Origin of the sequence: Arthrobacter pityocampae (assembly GCF_002927275.1) — a bacterium.
GTDB classification, from domain to species: domain Bacteria; phylum Actinomycetota; class Actinomycetes; order Actinomycetales; family Micrococcaceae; genus Arthrobacter_D; species Arthrobacter_D pityocampae.
In genome coordinates, this window is sequence record NZ_PRKW01000005.1 from 353,820 (window position 1) to 376,535 (window position 22,716).

Genomic DNA, 22,716 nt, shown 5'->3' on the forward strand with positions numbered 1-22,716 from the left:
CATGAACGCGCCGGGCTACCGTCCGAAGCTCCGCAACCGCAGCGAGTTCGCGACGACGAGCACGGAACTGGCGGCCATCGCCGCCCCCGCCAGCATCGGGTTGAGGAGGCCGAGCGCGGCGACGGGGATGCCGACGGCGTTGTAGAAGAAGGCCCAGAACAGGTTCCCCTTGATGGTGCGCAGCGTCCGGCGGGACAGTTCGATCGCCTGCGCCACCTGCTCCAGGCTGTTGCCCATCACCGTGAGGTCCGCCGCCTCGATGGCGACGTCCGTGCCCGAGCCCATGGCGATGCCGAGGTCCGCCTGCGCCAGTGCCGCGGCGTCGTTGACGCCGTCCCCCGCCATGGCGACGGTGGCCCCGCCGGCCTGCAGTTCCCGGACGGCGTCCACCTTGCCCTCGGGCGAGACCCCGGCGCGCACGTCGGCGGCGTCGATCCCGACGGCGGCGGCCACCTGCAGGGCGACGGCCCGGTTGTCGCCGGTGAGCAGGACGGGCCGCAGTCCGAGGCGCCGCAGCCGCGCGATCGCTGCAGCCGAGCCGTCCTTGACGGTGTCGGAGAGGGTGATGAGGCCTGCGACGTCGTCGCCGACGGCCACCCAGATCGCCGTCCGTCCGGCGTCCTCCGCGGCCGTGAACCTGGTCGCCTGCGCCTCGGACGTCCGGATCCCGTGGCGTTCCAGCCAGTCGGCCCGCCCCACGGTGACGACGACGCCGTCGACCTCCCCGCGTACGCCGCCCCCGGGCGCGCTCGAGAAGGCACGGGTCTCGGGCAGCGGGCCGCCGGCGTGCCGTGCGACGGCCTGCGCGATGGGGTGCTCGCTCGCGGACTCCACGGCGCCGGCGAGGCGCAGCAGGTCGGGCGCCGGGACGGCGGCGAGCGCGACGACGTCGACCACGGCCATGGTGCCCGTGGTGACGGTGCCGGTCTTGTCCAGGACGATGGTGTCCACGGTGCGGGTGTCCTCGAGGACCTGGGGGCCGCGGATGAGGATGCCCAGCTGGGCGCCGCGGCCGGTGCCGGTCAGGAGTGCGGTGGGCGTGGCGAGACCGAGGGCACACGGGCAGGCGATCACCAGCACCGTCACGGACGCCGTGAAGGCGGCGTCGAGGTCCCCGGTCAGGACCAGCCACAGCACGAACGTCAGGACGGCGATTCCGAGGACCACGGGGACGAAGACCGCGCTGATGCGGTCGGCGAGCCGCGCGATGCGCGCCTTCCCGCTCTGCGCCTGGCTGACGAGGCGGCCCATCTGGGAGAGCACGGTGTCGGACCCCACGCGCGTCGCCCGCACCACGAGCCGGCCTGACGTGTTGATCGTCGCCCCCGTGACGGCGTCGCCCGGGCCCACCTCGACGGGGATGCTCTCGCCCGTGAGCAGGGCGGTGTCCACGGCGCTGTGGCCCTCGGTGACCGTGCCGTCGGTCGCGATCTTCTCCCCCGGGCGGACGACGAACGCGTCCCCGGGGATCAGCGCGTCGGCGGGCAGGGTGACCTCGGTGCGCTCGCCGTCGACGGTGCGCAGCACGTGGGCCTCCTTCGCGCCGAGGCTCAGGAGGGATTTCAGGGCGTCGCCGGCGCGCTGCTTCGCGGACGCCTCGAGGAAGCGGCCCAGCAGGAGGAAGGTGACGACGACGGCGGCCACCTCGAAATAGAGGGAGTGCTCCGTCATGTCCATCCCGGCCATGCCCGCATGCTGCGTCAGGGTGGGGTCCGCGAAGAGCTGCCCGGCCGAGAACAGGAACGCGGCCGTGACGCCGATGGACACGAGCGTGTCCATCGTGGAGGAGAAGTGGCGGGCGTTGATGACGGCTGCGCGGTGGAACGGCCAGGCAGACCACGTCACCACCGGCAGGGACAGCGCGAAGACCACCCAGCCCCAGTTCGCGAACTGGAGGGCGGGCACCATGGAGATGAGCAGCACCGGCACGGACAGGACGGCGGCGAGGACCAGGCGCGCGCCGAGGAGCGACGGCGTGTGGTCGTGCTCGTCGCCGTCCGGGTGGTCGGGGTGCACCACGTGCGCGCCGTAGCCGGTGGCCACGACGGTGTCGATCAGGTCCTGGTCGCTGACGGTGGCCGGCACGCGGACCACGGCGCTCTCCAGCGGCAGGTTGACGCTCGCCTCGACGCCGTCGAGCTTGCCGAGCTTCCGCTCGACCCGCCCGACGCACGAGGCGCACGTCATGCCCTGGATGGAGAGTTCGACGACGCGGTGCTCCTGCTCGACGCCCTGGGCCGGGGCCTGACGGGTGGTCATGTCAGGATCCGGCGGGCACCACGGTGTAGCCGGCCTCGGCGACGGCGTCGTCGATCGAGGCGGCATCCAGGGGTGCGGAGGAGGAGATGGTGGCGGTGGAGGTGCCGCCGTTGACGAGCTCGACGTCGACGGTCTCGACGCCGGGCAGGGCCGACAGTTCGCTCTGTACGGCGCTGACGCAGTGGCCGCAGGTCATGCCGGTGATGTTGACGGTGGTGGTGCTCATGGTGTTCTCCTCGGTGGGTGGGTGATCGGTTCTAGCGCAGGAGGCGGCCGATGGCCGCGGTGGCTTCCTGGACCTTCTCCTGCACGGCATCGCTGGTGCCGGAGACCTGGGCGTCCTGGGCGGCCCCGACGACGCAGTGCGAGATGTGCTCCTCGAGCAGCCCCATCGAGACGGCGTGGAGTGCCTTGTTGACGGCGGCGACCTGCGTGAGGATGTCGATGCAGTACTTGTCCTCCTCGACCATCCGGGCAATGCCGCGCACCTGGCCTTCGATACGCCGCAGCCGTTTGAGGTAGGCGTCCTTGTCGGCCGTGTAGCCGTACTCCGCGGTGCTCTCCGCATTCGTCCCTGTGGTCATGATGTGCCTCCTCGCATACGGTTCACGATACCCTTGGGGGGTATAACTGGCCAAGCCGCTCCGTTATTCCTCGTTGGGGGAACACCCAGCAGGATGCCGTACGTTGGCTAATCGGCATACTTTCGACCCAAGGACGTCCATGACCCTCTCGCTGTCCGGCTGGCAGAAGCGAGTCCTCCTGATCCTCGCTGCGATCGCCGTCGTCGCGCTGTTCGCCCTCGCCTTCACGGCCGGCCGTGTCTCTGCCGGCCCGTCCTACCCCGACGCCGGCAGCGCCGATGCGGGGTTCGCCCGGGACATGCAGGTGCACCACAACCAGGCCGTGGAGATGTCCATGATCGTGCGGGACAACGTGGAGGACGAGACCCTCCGGTCCATCGCGTACGACATCGCACTGACCCAGCAGCAGCAGGCGGGGCAGATGTACGCGTGGCTCGAGGAATGGGGGCTTCCGCAGAGCGACGCGCAGCCGCGCATGGAGTGGATGGCGGACTCGGGAGACCACGGCGGCATGGAGATGGGGTCGGCGGCCGATGCCGGAACCATGCTCAGGCCGGACGGGCTCATGCCCGGCATGGCGACCGAAGCCCAGCTCGACGAACTGCGTGCCGCGCGCGGTGAGGACGCCGAACGGCTGTACCTGCAGCTCATGATCACCCATCACGAGGCGGGCGTGGACATGGCCGCAGCGGGCGCCGAGCTCGCGGAGACGGACCAGGTCCGCACGCTGTCCACCAAGATCCAGTCCGGCCAGCAGGCCGAGATCACCCTCATGCAGACCATGCTCGACGCCCTGTAGGGCCGCCCGCCGGTACATTTGATTCCGGCGCTATCCGAACCGCGGCGACCGCCGCAGCCACCCCAGCACCGAAGGACACCTCGTTGAACAAGAAACGGTCTCAGGAGAACCAGGACCGCCAGGCGCGCCTGGCCGCCATTCAAGCCCAGCAGCGGGCAGGTGAACGCAAGCGCAACGCCCTCATCTTCGGTGGGATCGGCGCGGTCATCCTGGCGATCATCATCGCGGTGACCTTGGTCATCGTGAATCAGGTACAGGACAACCGGGAGCGCGACGCCCTGGCGTCCCAGCCCATCGAGGGCGTCCAGGAGTACCCCGACGTGACCTTCGATCACGTGGACGGTCCGGTGGAGTACGAGCAGTCACCGCCCGTCGGCGGGGACCACAATCCTGTGTGGACCAACTGCGGTGTCTACACCGAGCCCCTCCCGAACGAGAACACCGTCCACTCGATGGAGCACGGCGCCGTCTGGATCGCCTACAACCCCGACATCGGTCAGGCCGAGATCGACAAGCTGACCGAGCTGGTGGGCTCGCGCTCCTACGTGCTCCTCAGCCCCTACCCCGGCCTCGAATCGCCCGTCGCCGCCAGCGCCTGGGGCCTCCAGCTCACGGCCGACTCCGCTGACGACCCCCGCCTGGTCACCTTCCTCACCAAGTACATCCAGGGCGAGCAGACCCGCGAACCCGGCGCCGCGTGCTCCGGCGGCCTCACGCCCCCAGGCCTCGCCTCCTAGCCACGCCTCACAGCCCCGCCATCGATGACGGCGCGGCCGGATCCCACAGCGGTCCGGCCGTGCCGTCGTCATACCCCATACCGGCCCGCAAATCCGCCACCTTCTGAAGCGGACGCTCCGGTACCGTTGGCAGGTGGGCCCGCACCTCGGCGGCCCCAAGGATCGGAAGGTACCCGTCGTGACCGACGAGCAGATTCTCGGAGAACTGGCCCTTCCAGGCAGGCTGCAGGACCTCGTCCTGGACAGCTCGGACATCAACGAATTCCTCGACGCCCTGGCCCGGCTCGCCGCGGACACCCTCTCCGCGCCGGGCGGGAACGTGATGTGCGGTGTCACCCTCCTGCGCGGCCGGTCCAAGGCGACGGTGGCCAGCAGCAGCGAGCAGGCGACACTCATGGACGAGGTCCAGTACGCGTTCGACGACGGACCGTGCATCCGGGCGGCCCGGGACGGGCAGGTCTATTCCGTGGACGACTTCCTCCAGGAGCAGCGTTTCGGCGAGTACACGGCGGCCATCGCCGGGCACGGGATCCGCTCCGCCATCGGCGTGCCGATCCCGCTCGACGGTCTCGCCGCCGCCGGACTGAACCTGTACTCGACGCAGCCGCACGCCTTCGACGACGACGCCGTCGCCGCGGCCGTGGAGCTCGCCACGGAGGCCTCGAAGTCGCTCCGCATGGCCGTTCGGATCGCCCATCTCACCGATACCGGCGAGCACCTGCGGGCTGCGATGAACTCGCGGACCACGATCGATGTGGCCGCGGGCATCATCATGGGCCAGAACCGGTGCAGCCACGAGGCGGCCATTACCATCCTCAAGGCCGCGTCCAGTGGACGGAACGTGAAGCTCGCGGAGGTGGCAGCCGCGGTGGTCACCTCGATCGGCCAGCAGGTCCCCGAGACGCACTTCGTCCCCTGATCCGGCGCGCCGCCGGACACTCGGGAGGCTCCGCCGGGCCGAATGGGGAGGTCACCCCGCCCGGGTGACGCGCCGTGGGCCGGCGGAGCACAGGATGGACACCGGGCGTCGTCGGCATGGCCGTGACGGCGACGAGATCCCGGAACCATCCTCAAGGAGACGACATGTGTCGGTGGCTAGCGTATTCGGGTTCCCCCGTGCTGCTGGAGGACCTCCTCTACAAACCGTCGAACTCCCTCGTCATGCAGAGCAAGCACTCCCGGATGGGAGCCGAGACCACCAACGGGGACGGGTTCGGCGTCGGCTGGTACGGCGCCGGGCCGATTCCCGGTGTCTTCCACAGTACGGAGCCGGCCTGGCACGACCGCAACCTGCGCGAGCTCTCCGGGCATGCCATGGCGAGCCGGATCTTCGCGCATATCCGAGCCACGACCGGCACGGCCGTCCAGCAGACGAACTGCCACCCGTTCCGTCACGGCCGGTGGCTCTGGATGCACAACGGGGTGCTCACGGACTTCCCGAAGGTGAAGCGAGACCTGGCCCTGGCGGTCGCGCCCGATCTCTTCCCCGAGATCGAGGGGTCGACGGACTCCGAGCTGTTCTTCCACCTCGCGCTCACCTTCGGGCTCGAACGTGATCCGCAGTCAGCCGTGGCCCAGGCAGTGGGACTGATCGAGGACACCGGCCGGCGCCACGGCATCGACTACCCCATCCAGATGACGGTCGCCACCACCGACGGCGACACCACCTGGGCCTTCCGCTACTCCAGCGAGGGCAACTCGCGCTCGCTCTTCCACAGCACCGACATCGCGACGCTTCGTCACCAGTACCCGGACCACCCGCTGCTCCACGGCCTCTCGGACGACACCCGCCTGGTGGTCTCCGAGCCGCTGGGGGATCTCCGCGGCGCATGGCGTGAAGTGCCCGACGCCACGTGCGTCGTCGTGCACGGAGGCGAGCAGGAGATGTATCCGTTCACACCTGAGCTCCCGGTCGCCGCAGCCGTCTGAGGCTTCCTTCGGGCCGGGCGTGAGGCCCGCCCGGAGGTCACCCCGGGCGGGTGACGCGCCGTTCGGAACCTGCCCACAGGATGAGACTGCGGCCCGTCGGACCGCGCATCACAACGAGAGACGGAGGGCGTCAGCATGACTCAGACGTTGGATGAACTAGGGCCGGTCGACTGGCTCGTCGTGGAGTTCCCCGGGTTGGACTTCGGTAAGGGCCAGATCGCCCCGTTCCTGGAGGACCTGATCAACCGCGAGCTCATCAGGGTTCTCGACATGACGTTCCTCAGGAAGAACGCCGACGGCGCGCTGGAGATGGCGGAGATCTCCGACCTCGACGAGTCGGAGCTCGGCGGGGTGCGCATGGCCGAGGCCGACCTCGCGATGGTGCTGTCCGAGCAGGATGTCATGGACCTGGCCGAGACGATCGAGCCCGGTCATTCAGCCGCTGTGGTCGTCTGGGAGAACCAGTGGGCTGCCCCGTTCGGCTCGGCCGTCCGCAAGGCTGGTGGTCAGCTGGTGGCCAGCGGGCGGATCCCGACCCAGGCCGTCATCGCCGCCTTCCAGGCGGACGAGGCAGACGCCGGATCATCAGAAGCAACGAGAGAAGAAGCCTGACATGCCACTCGCAGCCCGACGCAGGCGCAGGACCGCCGCCGCCGTGGGAGGGGCCATCGTCGTAGCCCACGGAGTCAACCGTCGCCGCGACCGCCGGGAGGATCGGCGGGACGACCGCGGGGACCGGCGTGAGGACCGGCGCGAGGACCGGCGCGAGGACCGCCGCGACTGACGCAGCGGCAGTCATCATCACTCGTGACATCACGCGAACGCCCTGTGCGGTGCGCACGACCCTTCCGGGTCAGGCGCACCGCATCCGGCGCCCGGTCGACCCGGGCAACATTCACCGGTCCATCACCGCGTTCAGAGCGTACGACTCTTGAAGAGTGTCGAGTACGACCGCTTTTGCGAAGGATCCTTTGATCGGATCGGCGGCAAGGCACCGCGGCAGGTCGGACAACTTCAGGTCTTGATGTGAATTATCGGAGGGTGCGGAAGGTGGCGCGGATGTCGTCCACGAGGAGGCGGGGTTGTTCGAGGAGGGCGAAGTGGCCGCCGTCGGCCACTTCGGTGAAGTGTACGAGGTTGATGTATCGGCGTTCCGCCCAGCGGCGTGACCGTCGGATGTACTCGCCGGGCATGACGCTCAGTCCCACGGGAAGGGTGATCGGTTCCTCGAGCGTGCCAGGGTTGGCCCAGCCGTTCCGGCCTGCTTCCCAGTACATGCGTGCAGCTGATGCTGCCGTATTGGGGAGCCAGTAGAGCATGATGTCATCGATCATCTCGTCGAGGGTGAAGATCGCCTCGGCGTTCCCATGCCGGTCGTGGGAGCCTCCGACGTCCTGGAACATGGCGTAGATCCAGGCTGCGAGGCCGACGGGCGAGTCCGAGAGCGGATAGCCGATGGTTTGGGGGCGGGTGGACATCTGCTGCGAGTACGCGGAGAGGGTCTGCCAGTAGTAGCCGCCCTCCTGCAGCATGGCCTGCTCCCCGGGTGTGGCCGATCGCATCTCCTCTTCGGTGGGCATGAAGAGCGCCATGTTCAGATGGATGCCGGCGAGGCCGATGTTTTCTGCCTGGTGCAGGGCGGCGAGTTCGGCGGTGACAGAGGCTCCGAGGTCGCCGCCCTGCGCGAACCAGCGCGCGTAGCCGAGGCGTTCCATGAGTACGGCCCACGCCCTGGCGGTCCGCTGGGTGTTCCACCCGGTCCCGGTGGGTTTCCCGGAGAAACCGAATCCGGGCAGGCTCGGGATGACGACGTCGAACGCGTCCGCTGCGGTGCCGCCGTGCGCATCGGGATCGGTCAGGGGCCCGATGACGTGCCGGAATTCCAGGACGGAGCCGGGCCAGCCGTGGGTCAGCAGCACCGCGTGCGCCCCTGGCACCGATGATCGGATGTGCAGGAAGTGGATGTCCAGGCCGTCGATGCGGGTGGTGAACTGCCCCCACGCGTTGAGCATTGATTCAGTCCGCCGCCAGTCGTATCCGGAGGCCCAGTGATCGGCCAGGGCTTGGAGCTTCTCCAGCCGAGGCCCCTGTGAGGTGTCCGGGACGGTCTCTCGGTCGGGCCAGCGGGTGGACTGGATACGCCGGCGCAGGTCGTCGAGGTCGGCAGCGGGGATCTCCAGGTGAAACGGGGTGATGTTGGCCGCTTCGCCGGGGGAGTGTCGGGTGGGTGCGGAGAGTCGTCTGGGCATGGTGGCCTTTCGGTGAGGCCTGACATGCCGACCAGGATGATCACATCATCATAAACACAGATCATCTAGAAGAGAGACGATCTTTTTTTGCTATGATCTCGTTATGGATGCTTCACGGGTACCGAATGAACCCCTCACGGCCTCCGGCATCGATTGGGAGGCCGGGGGCATCCAGACGGAGCTCGGGTGGTCGTTGCAGGCGATGTCGCAGGGGTTCTCCCGGCTCGCGACGGGTGCCGTCGCGGATGTCCCGGGTGGGCCGCGCGGGTACCAGGTGCTGGTGGCCATCACGACGGAGGCCCCGACCTCGCAGCTGGTCCTCGCGCAGCGCCTCGGGATCGACAAGACGGCGATGGTCTACGTCGTCGATGCTCTCGAGGGGGAGTCCCTGGTCGAACGCCGGCCTGATCCGAAGGATCGTCGTATTCGTCAGGTCCTCCCGACCGAGCAGGGTCGAGCCGCCCTCGCCACTGCGCGGGCAGCACTGCGCGAGGTGGAAGGCATGCTGATGAGGAATCTCGGCCCGGAGGAACAGATGCAGCTCCGCCGCCTCATGGCCCGCGTCGCCCTGGACACCGGCGATGTGGAGTCATGCGTCGGGGTCGCCGCCGGTACCGGGCAGCCCATGACCACCCAGCACCACTCAGCCGGCCGGCGTCCCGCCGATGCCCCCGATGCCTCCCCCACAGAGAAGAGCGCCTCAGCATGACCACCGTCCTTATCGCCGGGGGCACCGGCGACCTCGGTCGCCGGGTCGTCCGCGAACTGCTCGCCACGACACCCGACACCTCCGTCCGCGTCCTCACCCGACCCGGAAGCGGGACCGCGGAGCGCCTGTACGCCGGACAGAAGCGCGTGGAGATCCGCGAGGCCGCCTACACCGACCGAGCAGGCCTCGCCGCCGCACTCTCCGGCGCCGACGTCGTCGTCTCTGCGGTGAGCGGCGCACGCGCCGTCATCCTCGACACCCAGAGGGCACTGCTGTCCGCAGCCGTCGAAGCCGGCGTGAGACGCTTCATCCCGTCCGACTACTCGGCCGACTACCGCCGGATCACCCCGGGCAGCAACCGCAACTTCGAGCTCCGCCGCACGTTCGCCGCCGACCTCGACGCCGCACCGCTGCGCGTCACGTCGGTGCTCAACGGCGCCTTCGCGGACATGCTCACCGGACAGGCGCCGATGATCCTGTTCAAACGGCACAAGGTCCTCTACTGGTCCTCGCCCGATCAGTCACTGGACTTCACCACCAAGGACGACGTCGCCCGCACCGTCGCGCGCGTCGCACTGGACGACGCCGCGCCCCGCGTCGTCGAGATCGCCGGAGACCGCGTCACGGCCCGGGACATCGCACGGATCATGACCGAGCTCACCGGAACGACGTTCACCACCCAGTGGGCCGGCACCACGGGCATCCTGTCAGCCGCGGCCCGCATCGGACGCCGCCTGTCGAAAGACGAGGACGAGACTTTTCCCGCCTGGCAGGGCATGCAGTACTTCGTCAGCATGTTCAGCGGCGAGGCCGAACTGAACCACGTGGACAACGAGCGTTACGGGCCGCACGACTGGACGACCGTCCGCGACGTCCTCGAAGCGCACCTGGGGACACTGAGCCCGAGGGCTGACACCGCGACGATCGGTCGACCCGGATCGTAACCACGCCTCGCCCGCATCCGCGTCCCGTTCGTACCGATGCCCTCGATCAATCGAAGCATTTAGTTTGGCCACACCCCGACGCAACAGTGCAGATCGGGCCCGATCATGTTGTCCTGGGGCTCTTCTGTGGCCCACGCACCGGATGCATGTGAGGGTCTGGACATCGTGCACCGCGGCCTGCCGGTCGGGCTTCGACTGTTCAGGCGACGGAACGCCCTGGGGAGGAGTGCGTGGCTGACGATCGGATGTCAGGGGCGCCCTGCCGGGCCTAGTGGAGCGCCGTCGGCGAGGGCGATGTCGGCGAAGCGCTCGCCCATGATGCGGTGGGATTGCGTGCCCGGATGCAGTGCGTCGGGCAGGGGATGGGTGCGTGTGTCCTCTGGACCGTGGAGTTCCCTGCCGTCGAGGTAGTGGAGGGCGTCGTCGGCGCGCTCGGCGACGATAGCCGCGAGGTGCTGTCGGATGATCTGCAGCGTCAGTCGGCCGAGGGCCGTCTCCTCGGGTGACCCGGTGGCGATGAACCCGACCGATCCCTGGGCGAGCTTGTCGGTGTCGAAGGCGCCCGGGCCGGGGGTGTCTTCGTGGATGTCGCAGTGGATGGGGGATACCAGGAGCAGGGGTGTGGTGGGGTGTCCTTCGCGGATCGTGTCGAGGAAGCCGTGGACTGCGGGGCGGAAGCTCCTCAGGCGCATGGCGTCGAGGTTGACCACGTTGATGCCCAGCTTCAGGCTGATGAGGTCGGCCGGTGTGTCCCTGATGACCCGGGCCATGAACGGGTCGATGAGTGCGCTGCCGCTGAAGCCGAGGTTGATGAGTTGCACGCCCGCGCGACGCGCTGCGACGACCGGCCAGATGCCTGTCGGGTGGGTCGCATTGGATCCCTGGCTGATGGAGCTGCCGTGATGCAGCCAGGTACGACCGGGTGGGTGGGCCGGGGTCACGGTCCGGTCCGCGGTGAGGTGGATGAGGTCGACCATCTCGTTGTGGGGCAGCCAGAACTCGATGACCTTGTCTCCGGAGGGCAGCCCGTGGACCGAGATGGTGTCCGTGGTTCCCGGTGTCGATGTTCCGGTACCGGTGGCGAGATCCATGGTGGTGTTGTCCCCGTGCTGAAGGGTGCAGGTGTGGACGTGCGTGCCGTCCACGACGACGTCGACGGCTCCGCGGGGGCGGTGCACGCCGCGATAGGTGACCCGGCTTGCCTGTAACTCGAGGGATACCTGCCGGGAGGCCGTCCGGAGGGCCACGCGCACGCCGGAGGGCTGGGCTTCCGCGGCGAGCAGTTGCCCATCGGCGTCTCGTGCGCGCACGTGTGCGGGGAGTCGGTGGGGTCGCACACCGAGGGCGGTGACCTCGACCTCCGCCGCACCGACGATGAACTCGGCCGTGACGCGTGTCTTCATCACAGGACTTCCTGAGGGTTGATGATGTTCGCCGTCCAGCCCGAAAGGACGAGGTGCAGAGCGGACAGCAGGTGAGGCCACGTGTCCGTCGCTGCCGGCGGTCTGTGGGAGAAGGCCCCTGCTCGTTCGAGTTCGAGGAATCCGTTCAGGGCGCCGCCGAGAATACGGGTGGCGTGGATTCGGTCGTCTCCGACGATCTCGTAGCCGCGGAGGACGGCTCCGGTAGCGCGGACCAGGCGTGCGGCCTCCGCGCTCTGGGCGGCCGTGGCACCGGCTCGGCGTCCGAGGGCGTCCCACCGTCCTGGATGCTCGTGCATGTAATCGCGGTGTGCCTGGGCGAGAGCGGTCAACGCGTCCTTGCCGGACCTGCCGGCGATCCCCTCGGTGATCCGGTCAGCGAGCTGACCGAGCGCCAGGCAGGTGACGCCGTCGTGGAGCGCTGCAGCATCACGCACGTGCGCATAGAGGCTGGGGGGCCGCACCCCGAGGGACCGGGCAACAGCTGCCAGGGTGGCGTGCTCGAGGCCGTCCTGGTCTGCGAGTTCCGCGGCCCGCTCGATGACCGCAGGACTATTGAGAGATGCACGAACCATCGAGCGAGACTAACACCATTAGGCTGAAAACTAATAGCGCTAGGTTCGATGGGCTCATGCCGTGGTGCGAGAGCGGCTGCTCGAAGGTGCGCCCGAACGCACCAGTGCGGCTATGTTGCAGGAACAGGCGAGGACCCAGACACCATGCAGGGACCGTGTGACGCCGGAGGGCCGCGCCGATCGGCGAGGCCCTCCGGTCGTCGGATTCACGGAGGTCAGGGCTGGGTGATGACGACCTTGCCGCTGCCCTCTTCGGCCAGGGTGTGTGCCTTGACGATGTCCGCCAAAGGCAGCTCGTGGTCGACGCGTGGTGTGTAGAGCCCGTCCCGCCCGCGATCGGCGGCGTAGCGCAGGAGGGTCGAGTCGTTGCGGGCGTTCACATTCTTGACGCCGAGGTGCGCGGCCCCCTGGCCGTCGACGACCGTGACGACCCGGGACGTGTCGCCGACGATGCCTAGCAGGTCCGGCAGCGAACTGGACGGGGCGGCATGCAGGGCGGCGTCGACGCCGGCGGGCGCGAGGAGGGCCACACGCTCGGCCAGCCCGGGACCGTACGTGGTGGGCAGAACGCCGAGCGATTCCAGGTACGGGTGGTTGCTTTGGCGCCCTGTCCCGATGACGGTGGCACCGGCGGCGAGGGCAAACGCTGCGGCGGCGCTGCCCACGGCACCCGAGGCGCCTTCGACGAGGAATGTCTTGCCGTTGAGGTCACCCAGCGCCTCCAGAGCGGCGGCCGCGGTGGCGGACGCGAGCCCCGCTGCGGCGGCCTGCGCGGTCGACCACCCCTCAGGAACACTGCTCCACGCGGTGAGCACCGCGAACTCGGCCGTGGTGTCGCTGATCCCACCCAGACCGAAGACGAGGTCACCCACCTGCGTGTCCGTCACGCCCGGGCCGACCTCGTCGACGACGCCGACAGCGTCCCGGCCAGGGACGGCCGGCAGGGTCAGCGGCAGGAACTGCTGAAGATGCCCGGCGCGCAGGAGAACATCGATCGGATTCACGCTCGTGGCGTGCACCCTGATTCGCACTGATCCCTCGCCGGCATGAGGTTCCGGGGCGTCTTCGACGACGAGGACATCGGGTGCTCCATAGGAGTGGAAACGAGCAGCGCGCATGGGGGTTCTGCTTTCTGACGGGTACGAGGCAGCAAGTACTTGCCGCGGAAAGGAACGCTAGTGCCAATTCGTTTCCGTGGCAAGTAACGGTATTCTGTGCTCATGTCCGAAGCAGATCGCCTCTCGCCCCAGCAGGACCGAACCTGGTCGTTGCTGGTCGGCGTCATGATGTGGCTGCCCGCGGAGTTGGATACCTACCTGGAGCGCTCCGCGGACCTCAGCCACGCCGAGTACGGGGTACTGCGCTGTCTGTCGCTCAGCGAGGACCGGGAGATTCACATGAGCCGCCTGGCTGCCACTGCCAGCGTGACGCCGTCACACCTGTCGCGGATCGTCGGACGGCTGGAGAAACGGGACCTGCTGGCGCGCAGCACGGACCCGACGGACGCACGGAAGACCCTCGCGAGGCTGACGCCAGCGGGGGCTGAGCTCCTGGCCGAGGTGGAGCCCGGCTACGTCGCGGAAGTCAGGGCCCGCGTATTCGAGCTTCTCGAGGACAGGCAGCTCGAGCAGCTCGAGGACGTCACCGAAACGATCCTCACACCGCTCCGCAGTGAGTGCGTGACCCTCCTGCCACCCCGAACCACTCGCTGAGCCGCCCGTGTCGACGCTCGATACCCTCAGGAGGAACACGCCGCTATCAAGGACGAGGAGCACCCCGTGAGCACGAGCCCCGGACCACTCGACATCACCTTCACCACGCCGATCGGCGTCATGGTGAAGGGCGACCTCTGGTCATGCGTGGAGGTGCCCGACTCGGCCGAGCGCTTCGGGACCGGGAAGGCGATCAAGGTCGCCGCGACCGTCGACGGGGAACCGGTCACGGCAGGTCTGCTACCGACCGGTGTGGGCGGGCACATGCTCTCGATCAGCGCCAAGCTACGCAAGAAGCTCGGCAAGGAAGTGGGCGACGCGGTCACCGTGCACCTGACCGAACGTCTCACCTGATCGCCGGGCTGACTGATCTCGGCGAGACAAGGTAGACATGGGATGCGATCCCGCACTCACGGCGCCATCCCACTCAACAGAACGGGCGGAAACGATCCCCATGAAGCAGCGCTGCAGCGAAAGACTCCGGCACCACTATGCTGGCGCCGGCGTGCGAACGTGACCACCGCGCCCGCCTCCGCGGTGTGGCCTCGGGGTGGAACGGATTTCCGGCGGTCGGAGGTCACAGCTGCCATCGGGAGTGGTGAGGAGTGCTGGCGGCGGGCAGGTGCCGACGTCCTGCGGTGGGTGGTGAAGACCAGGAGTGGCTTCACCGTCGAGGACGCTCGGCCCGTCCAGCAGGGCCGGCAGCTCGAGGTGAGAGTGAGGATTCTCGGCGTCACCGTGGTCGAACCCGTCGAGGTGGTCGCCGTCGTCGACACCCCTGGACGGGTCGGTTTCTCCTACCGGACCCGGCCCGGGCATCCGGTAGACGGCGAGGAGGCTTTCATCGTCCACCGGGACGGTGACGAGGTCCGTCTGACCATCCGGTCGCTGACGCGACCAGCTGCGCATCAGCCGTGGCGCGCCCTGTTCCCGCTCATTCTCGTCGCCCAGCGCGTTGTCCGGTCCCGCTACCTGCGGGCCCTGAGATCCTAGCGGGAGTAGGCGGAGCCGGCGGTCGCAGCGCTTGGTGCAGGGCCGGCGACGGCGGTCCTCCGAAGCCTAGGAGGGTTTCCACGGAGTCAGCCAGAGCGGTGACCGGCCGCAGGCCATCCGGTCCGGCAGTCGCGCTGCACGCAGAAGCGGCTCCACCTCCTCGACAGGGCGTCGGACAGCGGACCTGTCCTTAGCGGCTGCACCGTCGTTCTCTGGTGGCTGCGTGGTGTTGGAGTGTGGTGGCGACTTTGTGGACGGCGGTGCGGTGGAGGGCTTCGGGTCGGCAGAGTATGTCGACGTGCCTGGCAAGCGGTAGGCCGTGGAGCGGTTTCAGCACGATCCCACTGCCGGATGGTGGGGGCGCGGTGTGGCGGGGCATCAGCGCGATGGCCGATCCGGCGGAGACGATCGCGGCCGCGACGAAGAACTCGTTGATCCGGTGGGTGATGTTCAGGGGTTTACCGGCGTGCACGGCGACGGCTTGCAGGGCTGATTCGAGTGGGAAGCCTTTTTGGACGGATACCCATTCCTCCTCGCGGAGGTCAGCGACACCGACGCTCGGCGTGTGAGCGAGCCGGTGCCGTTCCGACATCGCGACATCCAGGGGCTCACGCACTAGGGGTAGGGCGGTGATCGTCTCCGGCCACGGGCTGCTGTGCTCGAGGCGGTGCGCGATGACCAGGTCGTAGTCGGCGGTCAGGGCGGGGAAAGCGTCCTGACCCACGTCCCGGTCGTGGAAGACCAGCCGCGGGTCTCCTTCCCGCGAGAGGGTATGTAGGAGGGGTCCGAACCAGGTCAGACCGGCACTCGTGAACGCCGAGACGCTCACCGTGGCTGTCGGGTCCTGCACGTACCGGCTGACGGCCTGTTCCGCGGAGCTCATCGCGACGCTGACGTCCACCGCCGCCGACGCCAAGGCCTGGCCGGCGCCGGTTAACACGAGATTCCGTCCCCGCCGTTCGGTCAGGGGAACCTCGACCGTTCGCTGCAACGCCGTGAGCTGCTGGGACACAGCGGACGCCGACACGTGCTGGGATCGCGCTACTGCAGCGAGGCTGCCCCGCTCACCCAACTCACGGAGCAGCCGTAATTGGTGAAGATCCATAAGTGAACGCTAAACCATTAGTTCACCAAGTGCCCTCTCGTCTTAACGGAAAATCACCCACAGACTCGAGAAGTGCCTTCCCTCTCCTCGTCGCCGTCCCGGACCCCGCATCCATCTTCCGTCCGATACCGCAGCGCCCTTGGAAAGTTTGTGGCAGCGCGCAGGGTGGATCTGCTCCTGCTGCTGATCGCCCTCGTCTGGGGCAGCAGCTACCTGGCGGCGAAAACCCTCACCGACACGGTCGGTGTCACGGTCATCCTTTCCTTACGGTTCTTGATCACCACGGTGGCTTTGGTGGTGATCTGGTTGATCTGGAACCGACGCCGCGGCACCCGCCGCGAAACACTGGTCGGGGTGGTTCTGGGATTCACGCAGGCCGCGGTGCTCATCCTGGAAACCCACGGGATCGCCGGTACCAGTGCTACTAACGCGGGGCTGATCATCAGTCTCGTCATCGTGTTCACCCCCGTCACCGAGAGTATCGCCTTCCGCGTACCACTGCCGCGGACGGTGTTCGTCGCCGGGATCGTCGCGGTCGTCGGCGTGTGCCTGCTCGTCTCCGGGCGCGGATTTGTGGCCCCCACCGTCGGGGACATGCTCGTCCTCGCCGCGGCACTGGTGCGCGCCGTCCACGTCACCGCGGTCTCCGCACTCACCCGAGGCCGCGGGTTCAGTGCGCTCACGCTGACCCTGACCCAGAGCGCGGTCTGCGCGATCATCTACACCCTCGCCGACTACCAGGGCGTACTCCACGCGGTACGGGGATTCGACACCGGCGAATGGATCGGTGTCCTCTACCTCGGTCTCGCGTGCAGTGTCTTCGCGTTCCTCGTCCAGACCTGGGCCATCCAACAAACCTCAGCATCCAGGGCAAGCCTGCTCATGGGCACCGAACCCATCTGGGCGGTCCTCATCGGACTGAGTATCGGCCAGGAAACACTCCATTTTCTTGGCATCATCGGAGCGGGTCTCATCATCACCGGAACCTACCTCGGACTACGAGCCGAAACACGCCACCGAACACCACCCACCCCGGTCACCACAATCCCGGCCCCGTCCCGCTGAGGGATCCCACGTTCAGGGTGCGCGGAGGGGATCGGTCCCTGGGATGTCGCTGTTATGCCGGGTGCGCCACTGGTTGAATGAAGTCCGAGGCTTGAACGACCGACCCGAAGGATGTGGCGTGACACGAACGATCAGTGAAGCCGGCGCTGTCTGGGACCGGGGGACGTGGCGCAATCCGCCTGTGCGTGCCGTTGTTGAGGGGCGGGCTCTGCGGGTGACTGCAGCCGAGAACAGCGACGCATGGAGGCAGACCTCGTACGGGTTCGTCCATGACAGCGCGCATGCCCTGCTGGCACGGCTGCCCGCCGAGGGGGCGGTCGAGATTTCATTCCTCCTGGATTACACCGAGCAGTTCGACCAGGCGGGGATCTACCTTCACGTTTCGGAATCCGTCTGGATCAAGGCCGGTGTAGAGGTGTCCGACGGAATCCCACAGGTTGGGGCCGTCGTCACACACGGGGTCTCTGACTGGTCGGTGGCACCTGTCCCTGAGTGGATCGATCGGGAGATCACGGTGCGCCTCAGCAGGGCGGGTGATGCCGTCACCATCAGGGCCCGCGCTGGAGATGAGCCTTTCCGACTCATCCGCGTCGCCCCTCTGGACGAGACCGCGAGTGCCGAGGTCGGTCCGTTCTGTGCCTCTCCCACTCGGGCCGGCCTCACGGCCACCTTCACCCGATGGGTCGAAACCGATGCAGATGCGGCCTTGCACCCTGAAGGCGACTAGAGCCGCAACCCCACGCCGTCAGACATACGAAGCGTGCTGAGTCAAATAGAGGATTGAACGCCGTCCGTAGGCGGATCCCTAGGCGAACACCTCTCCCCCCGTCGCCTACCGAGGCAGGACAGCTAGTGGAGGCGTTCGATCTTCGCGATCGGCCTCGGGGCGCGTGAAATTTTTCATAGGAGCCGGTCCCGCAATTGCGCCGAGACCTTCGAGGTAGTGATCTCCGGTCCTGACTATTGTGATGCTCCGCAGCCGATAGCCGAGCGGAGCGTCGTGCCAGGTTGCGTCCGGTCGGACCTCCCAAAGGTAAAGATGCCGGCGCGTCAGTTCGTCCGGAACCCCTATCCACACGGCGTCGTACTTTTTAGCCCGCTCTATGGAGATTAGGACACCCGGGGCGAGGAAAGACCTGAGCATGCTCGAGGTTGTATGCAGGTCAAGTGCCGGTCGATCCACCGGGGGAATGGGTGGCCATTCCGGCCGGTCCTGGCGAACTTCTGCGCGAAAGACCGATCGGGCCGCACGCGTGCGATCTCTCGGAGACGGACGGCCGCGTACCCGTCGAAGACCCCCCATACATCGTCTGCGCGAGCAGAACCCACTTTCGGCCCACCGCGACAACGAAGCCGTCGTTCCTTTGCCCGGGACGTGATCGGCGGTCGAGACGCACCATTGACTGCTCCTGCTGCGCAGTCAGCAATCGCGATCGGGTTTTCTCGGTAGTCGGCATAACTCATTGTGTCCGACGTCGGCGTATGCGGATCGGCGCTTTCTGCAGATGCAAGCTGATATAGACCATCACCCTGGGTAACTGGGCCGCTTCTCTTCTGGTACGCATCCCATTGGGCTGGCTCAGCGGGGAAGGGCTGTGATCCATTTCGAGAAGTCGGTGAGCTCTGTCCCGGTGAGCACGGCGGCCGGGCCGCGTTCCATGGGGTCGGCGAGGAGGGCCAGCGAGTCGGCTGGTAGATCCTTCGTGGCCTCCCAGACAATCGATGTAGGCGACGCCGAGTCGGGCCAGCACAGGAAGACGAGGGGGTCCGAAGTGGTGGACTCCGCGATGCCGATTCGGTGATTGAGCAGGTTGACGAGTTCGCTTGTATGCATGTGCCCGGATACCCCTCCGGCGGTGAGGCGAACGCCCGACTTCACGGTGCCCTTGCGTCCGCGGGGGAGTGGGAGCGATTCGGCTCGAAGGGTTGCGCCCTGCCAGGACGCTGCGTCGCCAGGCACGGCGGGGTTGGTGGTCTGCTTCCGGGGGAGTCGCTCCTGCAGATAGGCGGCGATGTCGTGGTAGCCGATGCTGATCGTGGTCGCCGTGAAGAGCATCCTGCCGTTCACATCTCTCACGTCGATTCCGCCGTACTGGTTGAGCGATGGACGGACCGACCCGATCTCGGTCACTGCGACGACCCGCGTCGCTCGAAACCAGGGGCGGACCGTCAGGTGGTTCCCGAACGCCTCGACCCGGAACCGCCGGATGCCCATCGCGAGGACGACGAAGAGCACTCCGGCCACCGTGATCCCGGCCCCGGTGATGAGGGGGCCGGGCCCATCCATCTGCTCGGATTCCACAACAGCGACGAGTGTGAAGAAACCGCCGATCACCAGGAAGACGATGCCGACCACACGGAACAGAACGGACTGCCAGCGACGATTCGTCACGACGAACAGTGCCCCCGTATCTGTGGTCGGGCCGGTCGCCGCGCGACCGTTCCGGTCACCACGGCGGACGGCCGCTCCGACGATCGCGGGGATCAGGATTGACAGTAGAACCGCCACGGCCACGGGAACTGCGAAGAAAGACATTCACCGAATGTAGTGCTGGTCTCGCGCATTCGGTGCCCGCAACGCGGTCCGCCCAAAGTCCCTTTGGCTGGACGGACTCCCACCCTTGCCGGGAAGTCGGCGTAAGCCGCACCGTAATTGGTACGGGTATCGCAGCGCTTCATGGTCGCTCGCTCAGTTCCGCATGACCATCCCTTATCGGGCTGTTACTCGAGGTCAGTCGCGGAGGAAGTCGAGCGACCGTCTCCTCCTTGATGCTCTTGTCTCCTGCGCTGCCTCTGCAGGAGCCATCTGGTAATCCAAACCACTATCAGCGTCGATCCGGCAATTACGAAGAATATGTTGAGGCCCGTCCAACCTTGTTCGTCGCGTCGCAGTAGTGGCGGGATGATTAGGCACACGCCGACAGCTACTCCAGTCCAGGTCTGAAACGGGTGATCGTATTGTCTCTTCGACGGAGGCGACATATGGGCAGTATTCCTTACCAAGTAGTCCGCAGGAAGCCGCCTCGTTCGTAAGACGATCCCCTACCGCGAACTGGCATCGGTGTTCTTTACACCGTGTTCAGACGGACTGTTGAGGAGCGCGCATCCCCTCCGCACTCCTCCGAACCGCTAATTCGCGTCCACTCCAACGCGGCTTCAGTTCTCACAAGAACCTCGCCAAAAGAATCGAGCGCCTGGACTGTGACCTCAGCCGGTTGAACCATGTCCGTTTCAATCTCCCAACTCTCCTCGCTGACCCGCGAGGCCCTGGAGGAAGAAAAAAGTGAGACTGGCTCTGGCTGGTGGGTTACGGGCGTTCCCAAGGAACCCGGGGGCTTCGGCGGCTGTTGTTCCACCGGCTCCTGTGGTGGCTGAACGGGTACACCCGAGGAACAACCGTCGTCTGAGCAGATTTGCACTGCAGCAACAGCGCCGGCTCGAGTCCCAATTACCTCGATGGGTATCACTGTTGAGTGGCCTATCGCTGGGCAAGCTGTAGGGACCACCTGCATGGAACAGCCGATGACAGCGGTGAGTAGAACCGATGCTCCCAGTACCGCACCGAAGTTCCGCATATTGCCATCATCCCAGAGGCCTCTCTGAAAACATCGGGCCGCACGAGAGGGGATCCTTCCCGGTACAGCTCATGGGCCTCGGTGAATGAGTGGCGCTGTAGGTACGGCCAGTCAGTAGCTTGGAATGAGCGCTCGGATCCGGTCGATCCGCTGGTCGCCTGGGCTGACAGGAACTTCATGTCGATCGACCCAGTGCCAGAAGCGCTCTGCTTCATCCAGAAGCTCTCGACAGAAAACTAAGGGATCAACGCGCAGTTTGGTGTCGCCGATGGTGATCAGGGCACCGCCACGGATCCGCTCGAGAATGATCGGGGTGGGCTGATCAGGGAAGTAGCAGTGACCGCGACCAGTCACAAGGTAGTCATCGACGACGTTCACCAGGTAAACCCAGAGGACCACAATGTCATCCCACACAGGAACGCCCAGTAGCTCGACGCCATCCCACATGAGAGTGATGACCCCGTCGTTGTAGCTGAAATAACGCGGGATACCAGCACGCAGCCACGCTTTTTCTGCCCGGTCCTCCTCGGCGAACAGGTCGACGACATACAGGTCCGGGTGAGCGGCGAGGTCATCAGGATCCTCCACCAGTCGTGTGAGGATTGCGGTTGTGCTGGTCAGCCGGGGCGTTTTTGGTTCCATACGCTGCTCCTTCCAGGGTTTCGGTGGTCGACGACCGTGTATGTATGCGAAAGACGGACGCAGTCCATCATCAATGAGCCTCTAAGCGACCGCCACAACCTGATTGCACGATGCCCTGAAGGATGGACATGCGTGCCCGGATTCCTCTTGGTATGAGGGCTACCCCTCAGTCCGCGGAACCAATCAAGGGCCTGTGCGAGGAGGCCTCGTGCTACTGACCTTCGACCTAAGGTCTCTGTCGCGTGAGACCTTGAACGATGAGCAGTGCAAGGACTCCGCAGAGGCCGACGAGGAGCAAACCGGGACCTAGCTCAGCCAGGTTCTCGAGTACGGTGCTGCCGCTGTTGGACCCGACACTAGAAACGAGCCCGGTAGCTGGCTCGACTGTGACGATGTTGCCGGGAAGTTCCGGCGCTTTCCGGATGAGTCCGAGTAACCAGAGTGCTCCCAGCCCAGTCGATAACAAGGCGATTATCCATGCTCCAACGAAGTAGGAGTTACGGCCGCGATCAGTTTGAGCCAGTGGAAGTTCTCCCTCAGTGCCTTGCGAAACAGGGCTTCCTGATCCGACACCAACTTCATGGATCCGCACGGGTTCAGTTCGGTTGTTTCCAGGGTTTTCCATGCACTGACGGTATCTGACGCACCCACGACTAGGAGCAGTCTCGAGAGAGAATCAGTTATCGGACGTCTGGAACGTCTGAGAGGGGCCTCTCTGCGGGTCCAAGTAGCGGCGCATGAGGATGTACGAGGACCGATTGAACTGCCGTCAAAAAATTCTGCGTTGCGCGTCCCCAGTAGGCGGGAGCCGATATGCCGCACGCGCGCAACGCAGCGCCGTGGTCGACGACGAGCACGGTAGCCGCTCCTGCCGCAACTACAGACCATCCGATTCCGACAAACAATCGAGCTAATGCCGGGGTCTCGCAGAATCCAACCCGGAGCCTATCGATTTGGAAACGGATGTGGTTTCCTTCGTCCTCAGCTACGCGACGACCTACGGCGCGCAGAATCGGATCGGGAGCCCGGTCGGCGAGAGCGCGGAAGTATTCCATCGCGACACTCTCGGCGATGAGGAACAATCCAAGCTCGGTACGCAAGCCCAAGAGGCGGCGAAGTCGCGTAAAGGCCGCATCAGTCCAATGTGATTCGAGCGGCGCAGCGTCTAGGTGTTTGAGCACGCGCAGGAACAAAGCGGAGTGCTTCTGCTCCTCCTGTACAAGGAGCTCTAGGGCCTTCGTATAGGCAGGATCTCCAGCCGCGGCTGCCAGGCTGAGAAGCCGAGCACCATCACCGCTCTCCCCAAGCTCGAACCGTTGAAACGAGCGGACGAACCCGCGTCGCGTTTTGTCATCAATGGTCGCTGGGACATCCCATTCGATACCAGCTTCCAATGCACGATGGCGATCCGAGTTCGC

24 protein-coding genes are annotated in these 22,716 nt (G+C 66.5%); 14 read left to right on the plus strand and 10 right to left on the minus strand.

Annotation, left to right across the window (positions count from 1 at the left end):
* Positions 1-15 precede the first annotated feature (15 nt).
* From C4K88_RS13125 to C4K88_RS13135, 3 genes are read right to left on the minus strand one after another with little or no spacing between them, the layout of a single operon-like run.
* The gene (locus C4K88_RS13125; protein ID WP_104122066.1) at positions 16-2,259 is read right to left on the minus strand and encodes a heavy metal translocating P-type ATPase; all 2,244 of its coding nucleotides are present in this window, start codon (positions 2,257-2,259) and stop codon (positions 16-18) included.
* A gap of 1 nt (position 2,260) precedes the next feature.
* Positions 2,261-2,485, minus strand: a complete 225-nt coding sequence (locus C4K88_RS13130; RefSeq protein ID WP_104122067.1) for a heavy-metal-associated domain-containing protein — start codon at positions 2,483-2,485, stop codon at positions 2,261-2,263.
* A 31-nt stretch (positions 2,486-2,516) separates the two neighbouring features.
* On the minus strand, positions 2,517-2,843 hold the full coding sequence (locus C4K88_RS13135; protein WP_104122068.1) for a metal-sensitive transcriptional regulator: 327 nt from the start codon (positions 2,841-2,843) through the stop codon (positions 2,517-2,519).
* A 139-nt stretch (positions 2,844-2,982) separates the two neighbouring features.
* On the opposite strand from C4K88_RS13135, the gene C4K88_RS13140 reads away from it, so the two are divergent.
* The 6 genes from C4K88_RS13140 (at position 2,983) to C4K88_RS17430 (ending at position 7,092) form a co-directional block, all read left to right on the plus strand.
* Positions 2,983-3,642 (plus strand): DUF305 domain-containing protein, encoded by a 660-nt coding sequence (locus tag C4K88_RS13140; RefSeq protein WP_104122069.1) that lies wholly within the window; start codon positions 2,983-2,985, stop codon positions 3,640-3,642.
* Positions 3,643-3,725: 83 nt separating this feature from the next.
* A complete protein-coding gene (locus C4K88_RS13145) occupies positions 3,726-4,379 on the plus strand; it encodes a thioredoxin-like domain-containing protein (RefSeq protein ID WP_104122070.1) in 654 nt (217 codons plus the stop codon).
* Between the two features lie 178 nt (positions 4,380-4,557).
* Complete coding sequence (locus C4K88_RS13150; protein WP_167399050.1) at positions 4,558-5,298, plus strand: GAF and ANTAR domain-containing protein; 741 nt, start codon at positions 4,558-4,560, stop codon at positions 5,296-5,298.
* Positions 5,299-5,462: 164 nt separating this feature from the next.
* The gene (locus C4K88_RS13155) at positions 5,463-6,308 is read left to right on the plus strand and encodes a class II glutamine amidotransferase (RefSeq protein WP_104122071.1); all 846 of its coding nucleotides are present in this window, start codon (positions 5,463-5,465) and stop codon (positions 6,306-6,308) included.
* Positions 6,309-6,443: 135 nt separating this feature from the next.
* Positions 6,444-6,920, plus strand: a complete 477-nt coding sequence (locus C4K88_RS13160) for a DUF6325 family protein (protein WP_104122072.1) — start codon at positions 6,444-6,446, stop codon at positions 6,918-6,920.
* Position 6,921: 1 nt separating this feature from the next.
* Positions 6,922-7,092: a hypothetical protein gene (locus C4K88_RS17430; protein ID WP_167399035.1), complete on the plus strand. Its 171-nt coding sequence runs from the start codon at positions 6,922-6,924 to the stop codon at positions 7,090-7,092.
* 247 nt (positions 7,093-7,339) lie between these two features.
* On the opposite strand, the gene C4K88_RS13165 is transcribed toward C4K88_RS17430, so the two are convergent.
* Complete coding sequence (locus tag C4K88_RS13165) at positions 7,340-8,557, minus strand: epoxide hydrolase family protein (protein ID WP_104122073.1); 1,218 nt, start codon at positions 8,555-8,557, stop codon at positions 7,340-7,342.
* Positions 8,558-8,660: 103 nt separating this feature from the next.
* Between C4K88_RS13165 and C4K88_RS13170 the strand changes: the two genes are divergently transcribed.
* Both C4K88_RS13170 and C4K88_RS13175 read left to right on the plus strand, forming a co-directional pair.
* Positions 8,661-9,266 (plus strand): MarR family winged helix-turn-helix transcriptional regulator, encoded by a 606-nt coding sequence (locus C4K88_RS13170; protein ID WP_104122074.1) that lies wholly within the window; start codon positions 8,661-8,663, stop codon positions 9,264-9,266.
* Positions 9,263-10,210 (plus strand): NmrA family NAD(P)-binding protein, encoded by a 948-nt coding sequence (locus tag C4K88_RS13175; RefSeq protein WP_104122075.1) that lies wholly within the window; start codon positions 9,263-9,265, stop codon positions 10,208-10,210. Before C4K88_RS13170 ends, C4K88_RS13175 begins: the two co-directional genes overlap by 4 nt.
* Positions 10,211-10,458: 248 nt before the next feature.
* Here the strand turns inward: C4K88_RS13175 and C4K88_RS13180 are convergent, their stop codons facing one another.
* From C4K88_RS13180 to C4K88_RS13190, 3 genes are all read right to left on the minus strand, one after another.
* A complete protein-coding gene (locus tag C4K88_RS13180) occupies positions 10,459-11,613 on the minus strand; it encodes an SGNH/GDSL hydrolase family protein (protein WP_104122076.1) in 1,155 nt (384 codons plus the stop codon).
* The gene (locus C4K88_RS13185) at positions 11,613-12,206 is read right to left on the minus strand and encodes a TetR/AcrR family transcriptional regulator (protein WP_104122077.1); all 594 of its coding nucleotides are present in this window, start codon (positions 12,204-12,206) and stop codon (positions 11,613-11,615) included. Before C4K88_RS13185 ends, C4K88_RS13180 begins: the two co-directional genes overlap by 1 nt.
* A gap of 215 nt (positions 12,207-12,421) precedes the next feature.
* Positions 12,422-13,324, minus strand: coding sequence for an alcohol dehydrogenase catalytic domain-containing protein (locus C4K88_RS13190; protein ID WP_104122078.1), 903 nt, complete (start codon positions 13,322-13,324; stop codon positions 12,422-12,424).
* 102 nt (positions 13,325-13,426) lie between these two features.
* Here C4K88_RS13190 and C4K88_RS13195 point away from each other — a divergent pair, with 102 nt between their 5' ends.
* The 3 genes from C4K88_RS13195 to C4K88_RS13205 all read left to right on the plus strand — a co-directional run bounded on the left by C4K88_RS13195 (position 13,427) and on the right by C4K88_RS13205 (position 14,911).
* Positions 13,427-13,918: a MarR family winged helix-turn-helix transcriptional regulator gene (locus C4K88_RS13195; protein ID WP_104122079.1), complete on the plus strand. Its 492-nt coding sequence runs from the start codon at positions 13,427-13,429 to the stop codon at positions 13,916-13,918.
* 66 nt (positions 13,919-13,984) lie between these two features.
* Entirely contained in the window at positions 13,985-14,272 is a 288-nt protein-coding gene (locus C4K88_RS13200) for a DUF1905 domain-containing protein (RefSeq protein WP_104122080.1), read from the plus strand.
* Between the two features lie 42 nt (positions 14,273-14,314).
* A complete protein-coding gene (locus tag C4K88_RS13205) occupies positions 14,315-14,911 on the plus strand; it encodes a DUF1990 family protein (RefSeq protein WP_104122081.1) in 597 nt (198 codons plus the stop codon).
* 190 nt (positions 14,912-15,101) lie between these two features.
* Here the strand turns inward: C4K88_RS13205 and C4K88_RS13210 are convergent, their stop codons facing one another.
* Positions 15,102-16,016 (minus strand): LysR family transcriptional regulator, encoded by a 915-nt coding sequence (locus tag C4K88_RS13210; RefSeq protein ID WP_104122082.1) that lies wholly within the window; start codon positions 16,014-16,016, stop codon positions 15,102-15,104.
* Positions 16,017-16,166: 150 nt separating this feature from the next.
* On the opposite strand from C4K88_RS13210, the gene C4K88_RS13215 reads away from it, so the two are divergent.
* The gene (locus C4K88_RS13215; RefSeq protein WP_206604370.1) at positions 16,167-17,081 is read left to right on the plus strand and encodes a DMT family transporter; all 915 of its coding nucleotides are present in this window, start codon (positions 16,167-16,169) and stop codon (positions 17,079-17,081) included.
* A gap of 118 nt (positions 17,082-17,199) precedes the next feature.
* The gene (locus C4K88_RS13220; RefSeq protein ID WP_277621650.1) at positions 17,200-17,808 is read left to right on the plus strand and encodes a DUF1349 domain-containing protein; all 609 of its coding nucleotides are present in this window, start codon (positions 17,200-17,202) and stop codon (positions 17,806-17,808) included.
* A gap of 852 nt (positions 17,809-18,660) precedes the next feature.
* On the opposite strand, the gene C4K88_RS13225 is transcribed toward C4K88_RS13220, so the two are convergent.
* Together C4K88_RS13225 and C4K88_RS13230 are read right to left on the minus strand one after the other, a co-directional pair.
* Complete coding sequence (locus C4K88_RS13225; protein ID WP_104122084.1) at positions 18,661-19,617, minus strand: hypothetical protein; 957 nt, start codon at positions 19,615-19,617, stop codon at positions 18,661-18,663.
* Between the two features lie 1,150 nt (positions 19,618-20,767).
* Positions 20,768-21,298, minus strand: a complete 531-nt coding sequence (locus tag C4K88_RS13230; protein WP_104122085.1) for a hypothetical protein — start codon at positions 21,296-21,298, stop codon at positions 20,768-20,770.
* Between the two features lie 965 nt (positions 21,299-22,263).
* On the opposite strand from C4K88_RS13230, the gene C4K88_RS17435 reads away from it, so the two are divergent.
* On the plus strand, positions 22,264-22,446 hold the full coding sequence (locus C4K88_RS17435) for a hypothetical protein (protein WP_167399051.1): 183 nt from the start codon (positions 22,264-22,266) through the stop codon (positions 22,444-22,446).
* Positions 22,447-22,716 lie beyond the last annotated feature (270 nt).